This is a genomic window from Streptomyces sp. NPDC051133, assembly GCF_040682635.1.
In the GTDB taxonomy this organism is placed as follows: domain Bacteria; phylum Actinomycetota; class Actinomycetes; order Streptomycetales; family Streptomycetaceae; genus Streptomyces.
In genome coordinates, this window is record NZ_JBFBBK010000130.1 from 1 (window position 1) to 4,868 (window position 4,868).

The 4,868-nt window shown below is 64.2% G+C and carries 4 protein-coding genes; 3 read left to right on the forward strand and 1 reads right to left on the reverse strand.

What is annotated here, in order from left to right; genetic code table 11:
* Nucleotides 1-1,605 precede the first annotated feature (1,605 nt).
* From AB0N17_RS45135 to AB0N17_RS45145, 3 genes are all read left to right on the forward strand, one after another.
* Nucleotides 1,606-1,791, forward strand: a complete 186-nt coding sequence (locus AB0N17_RS45135; RefSeq protein WP_366017510.1) for a transposase — start codon at nucleotides 1,606-1,608, stop codon at nucleotides 1,789-1,791.
* A 109-nt stretch (nucleotides 1,792-1,900) separates the two neighbouring features.
* Entirely contained in the window at nucleotides 1,901-2,773 is an 873-nt protein-coding gene (locus AB0N17_RS45140) for an IS3 family transposase (RefSeq protein WP_366017511.1), read from the forward strand.
* A gap of 444 nt (nucleotides 2,774-3,217) precedes the next feature.
* Entirely contained in the window at nucleotides 3,218-3,562 is a 345-nt protein-coding gene (locus AB0N17_RS45145; protein WP_366017513.1) for an Lsr2 family protein, read from the forward strand.
* A 364-nt stretch (nucleotides 3,563-3,926) separates the two neighbouring features.
* Here the strand turns inward: AB0N17_RS45145 and AB0N17_RS45150 are convergent, their stop codons facing one another.
* The gene (locus AB0N17_RS45150) at nucleotides 3,927-4,751 is read right to left on the reverse strand and encodes a hypothetical protein (protein WP_366017514.1); all 825 of its coding nucleotides are present in this window, start codon (nucleotides 4,749-4,751) and stop codon (nucleotides 3,927-3,929) included.
* Nucleotides 4,752-4,868 lie beyond the last annotated feature (117 nt).

The following is a 4,868-nucleotide window of genomic DNA, read 5'->3' on the forward strand; positions in this document are numbered from 1 at the left end:
AGATGAAGACGCCCACCTCGAAAATATCTGACATCACATAAGAAAATCATGCACAATTTGACACAGTGTAAACATGCACGGTTCCGCAAAGGTCTGAAACAAGGCTTTCGGATCGAGCAGGACCAGGCTTGCCCTCCTCTGGTCAGGCACGTTCGCCGCGGCTGAGGAATCAGCTTCGCGCGGTATGGCAGCCTCGATGCCACCCGGTAAGCGGAGGCGGAAAAAGCACGCGTGCCAGAGGAAAGGGATCGATGAAATACCACCACTGCGCTGAGGGCTCCTCGCTCCCGCTTCGCGCCAAAGCGGCTGCCAGCTGCCGTGTCCGCTTAGACGCGACGACGGAAGGCTCCGGCCGAGCACCGCCGGATCGGAAGCTCATCATGCCGTCCACTCTCGCCGCCAATCAGCCTCTTCCATCAGCTGCCGGCCGACGGCGCCACGGCTCGAGCCGTTCCCGAGCTTCCTCGGAGGACAGCCCATGGAACAGGGCGAAAGACCGGAACAGGCGAGGCGACACCCAGGCCAGCGCTCGTGTACCCCTCCGCTTGCCTGCGCTCTTACATGGCGCCGTGCCCCATCAGTGAGAGGGGCACCTGTCGTCTTGCACCTGCGTAGACTTCCGGAGATCGAACCGCGCACTGCGACGTTCAGCACTCGTAGCGGGGGACAACGAGCGCCAGGTGTACCAGCCAGCGTCGCAGTGCGCGGGTGGACAGAACGCTAGGGACCAAGTCCTCACAGGTCATCACCTGTTGCGCGCATCGCAACCAGACGGGATGCCAACTGCTTGTGCTGCAAGCAGTGTTGTTGGGGCGATTTGCCCCGCCGCGGTCCACAGCCACGGCTTACCTCGCCAGGAACGAACTGGCCACTGATGACAGGTGAGAGCAAGCGCAGCGAAAGCGCAGGCGGCGCCGAAGCGGTCACACGTCACCGTTGATGAGGGCGTCGAAATTGCGCCAGGTGCAACAGCCACCACAGCCATCGTCTTTGCGCCCGCACTGACGCTCTGTCGCCTCTGTACTTTGGGGTCGACGGCCCCAATCGCCATCCATGCCACCGCATCCTCACCGACATAGTTGAATGAAGTAGCTGGCACGACCCGCCCAGATTGCCGTGATAGGCCGTCAGCGTTGCTCCGGTCACCAAGAAACGAGCAGCCTCCGGTGGCGAGCCAGCTTCCGCCTCATCGAAACCTGGCTGGCGCGCCCCCGGCTCCGCTGCTGCTGGCGAACGCCCACCCGGTTCGGCCTCAACGGCGACTGCTCCACGGATACGCTCCCCCGATACCGCGATCAGCGATGGTTCCGAAGGAGTGGGCCGCCCTGCGTAAGCCCAGGCCACCCGCATGTGTGAATTCGTCCAGCACTGCGGGTGGCCATCACCGCCTGCCTCCCGGCCAGCGTCACCGGCTTCTCTCGCCTGGCACGCCCAAGCGGTTGTCCGTGTCTACCACCCCGGTCGCCCACGTCAGGCCCTGTGCTTCGCGCACGTCCTCACGTCCTGGCAAGTTCGACGCCCCGGACAGCATGCTGTGCTTGATCCGCTTTGGCGGACATCCGAGATCAGGGGTTCAACCCCGGGAGGATGTCCATCATGGAGAGCATGGGGAAGAAGAAGCCTCGCCCTCGCCGCTCGTTCACGCCTGACTTCAAGGCCGAGATCGTCGAGCTGTGCCGACGCGGTGACCGCTCGGTCGGTCAGATCGCCAAGGACTTCGATCTGACCGAGACCGCGGTGCGCGACTGGGTGAAGCAGGCTGAGGTCGACGCGGGCGAGCGGGAGGCCTGACCAGCAGCGAACGCGAGGAACTGGCCGCACTGCGGCGGGAGAACCGCCGCCTGCGCGAGGACGTCGACATCCTCAAGCGGGCCACGGCTTTCTTCGCGCAGGAGACCCGGTGACGGTGCACCCGTTCATCGAGGCGGAGAAGCGTGCAGGTCACAGCGTCAAACGAGTGTGTGAGCTGCTGAAGGTCTCCAGGACCGCCTTCTATGCCCGCCGGGCCGGCATGCCGGGTCCCCGCGCGGTCCGCGACGCCGAGCTGGCGGAACAGATCGCCGACGTTCATACGCGATCACGGGGAACCTACGGCGCCCCGCGCATCCATGCCGTGCTCAAGCGGGAAGGCGCCGGGTGCGGCCGGCGCCGTGTCGCACGGCTGATGCGGGCTGCTGGCCTGCAGGGCCGACACCGCAGACGACGGCACCTGACGACGATCCCCGATCCACGAGCTGCCCTGCGGCCCGATCTCATCGTCCGGGACTTCCAGCCCGACGCCGGCTCGCTGGACGCCCGCTGGCGCGGCGATATCACCTACATCGCCACGGAGGAGGGCTGGCTCTACCTGGCCACCGTCATCGACATCGCCTCCCGTCGCGTGGTCGGCTGGGCGACGGCCGATCACCTCCGGACCGATCTGGTCGCCGATGCCCTCATGGTCGCCTGTCGACAGCGCCGCCCCACTGGTCCGGTGATCTTCCACTCGGATCGAAGCAGCCAATACGCCAGCCAGCGATTTGCCGCACTGGCCGACCAGTTGGGGGTGCGTCTGTCGGTCGGCCGCACCGGACAGTGCTGGGACAACGCACTCGCCGAGTCGTTCTTCGCCACCATCAAGCGCGAGTTGCTCCACACCACCGCCTGGCCCAGCCGGGCCGCCGCCCGCACCGCGATCTTCGATTTCATCGAGAGCTGGTACAACTTGCACCGTCTGCACAGCAGCCTCGGCTATCGCAGCCCCGCCGAATACGAGACCGCACTCGCAGCCTGACCACCACACCGATGGTGTCCGTCAAAGCGGAACAAGCTCAATGCTGTCCTCCCCGAACCTCGAAGGCCCCCTTCAGGTCAGGCCAGGAAGGCGTTGCCTCCCTACGCGAAACGCCCTCCGTCAGCGCCAGCGACCACAGTCGACCAATGGCTCGGGTGATCTCGCTGATTGTTTTACTGAAGCGCTCGATGATCCGTTCGAAACCCCAAAGACGTCAGCTCCGTCCGTGAACACCCTCCACCTGCGGGCGGGCCCCTGCGATGGGGGTTCGGCTTCCCTCCGTGGTCTCGTATGAACCGAATATTGCAGGCCACGTCCATGACGTCGCGTAGCATACCTTTGCGGCTGGTTTGCGCCACCCGGATCGGCTGCAGAGAGTCACACAACGGGCGGATTCCAGCGATCGGCTGGATTTCACCCCTCGTTTCACTTACCGTTTGTTGTATGGCACAGAAGATCGTAACCGTCTACGTGGATGACTTGACCGGAGAAGAATCCACGGAAGTCGCTACCCACACCTTTTCTCTTGACGGGGTCACCTACCAGGTGGACCTGGGTCCGGACAGCTACGACGTCATGCTGGAGGCCTTCGGACCGTTCATCAAGGCCGCCAGGCGGACCGGACGGAGCAAGGGGGGCAGCTCGAGGCAGCAACGCGGGGGAGCTACTGCAGACGCTGCTGCTGCCCGCAAGTGGGCCGTGGAGAACGGCTACGAGGTGAGCAACCGCGGCCGAGTGCCAGCCGCCATTTATGAGGCTTATCGCAAAGCTTCCCCGGGCGCCCACTGATCCCGTCCTCTTTCACACATTTCCGTTTGGCGCTCGCGCCACGCTGAGCCACCTCGCGACGCTGGTCCTCACAACTATGTGACGGCGCCCTCACTCAAGAGCATCATGGCGATCAGAACTGTTCACCAGGGGCAACGAGGCACGTGTCAGAGGGTGAGACGAACGGGGCACTCTTTCAGCCCAGCTCCGGCCCGGGCATCGACGCAGCCGGCGATGCTGCGTTCCACCGGCACTGAGCGCGCCTCAAAAATCTGCCCCTTTGTGCCCAGGTAAGAACGGCCGGTCCGCTCGGAGCCGAGCCCAGCATCTGGCGGGGACTCTGCGTGCTCTGGTCAGGTCCCCACCATGCATCATCCAGGGTGCGCTACTGGTAGCTCGTCACCAGATTCTTTCGCCAGAAGGCCGTAAACGCCGGCCTCTCCACTTCCAGGCCGTCCAGGTATTCAGCAACGCACACACTCACCATCTCAAAGGGCTGCGCGGTCGCGTCGGGCATTGCGTTCAAGAGATCGATCATTCGACTGAAGCGCTGATTGACCGAAACGCGAAGCGGACACTGTGATCGCTGCTTGGGAAGCGACTCGATCTCGGGATCCTCCGAGATGTACTCCCGGTATGCCAGAGCACGCTGAGCGAGACCCCAGACGTAGTCCTTCTCCGCTTCCATGGCATCAAGATCGGTACCTTCGGGGTTCAGGTTATGCAACACCCGGTCGAGCACGGCGTCGACATAGTGAGCTGCGATGAGACGAGGTGTCGGAAGCCCCATGGTCCTCATCAAGGCTTTATCTACCGTGATCTCGTTCGCAACGCCCTGAGCTGTCAGCCCGTACAGTTGGATGTTCCGGTTGGCCAGAGCTTCCTTCCCCGACTGCGCTGCAGTATAGGAATTCAACAGAGCGGCATAGCGAGGTGCCTCGGCCATCAGCTCGCGAAGACGCTCATCCTTGCGTACCCGTGATGAGTCCGGCATGAACGGCCGAGCAGGGGCGCGCCGTGACCGACGAGCAGGGACGTTGGTGTTGTTTCCAACCGGGTCCCATCGGTCGACCTGGTTGCCGCCCCACACCGTCGGCACCGGCCGCTGATCGTGGACTGGAGCCTCGTGGATCTGTGGTGCTGCAGGCGGTGGCGCCGATTCAGCCTTGGCCACGTCGGCCTCGTCACCAAAGCGGTGATCATCGCTCATGGTTCGGGACGAGACTGCCAGGCCGACGCCTGACGGGCGATCCCCTATCGAGGTCCGCCGCCGTCACCCTCCCCGACCCGAGCGCCTCCGCCTCCCGCGCCAGCGCGACGGTGTCCC

Coding starts and splice junctions, on each gene's coding strand:
- AB0N17_RS45135 (WP_366017510.1), top strand. CDS start 1,606: ATGGGGAAGAAGAAGCCTCGCCCTCGCCGCTCGTTCACGCCTGACTTC.
- AB0N17_RS45145 (WP_366017513.1), top strand. CDS start 3,218: ATGGCACAGAAGATCGTAACCGTCTACGTGGATGACTTGACCGGAGAA.
- AB0N17_RS45150 (WP_366017514.1), bottom strand. CDS start 4,751: ATGAGCGATGATCACCGCTTTGGTGACGAGGCCGACGTGGCCAAGGCT.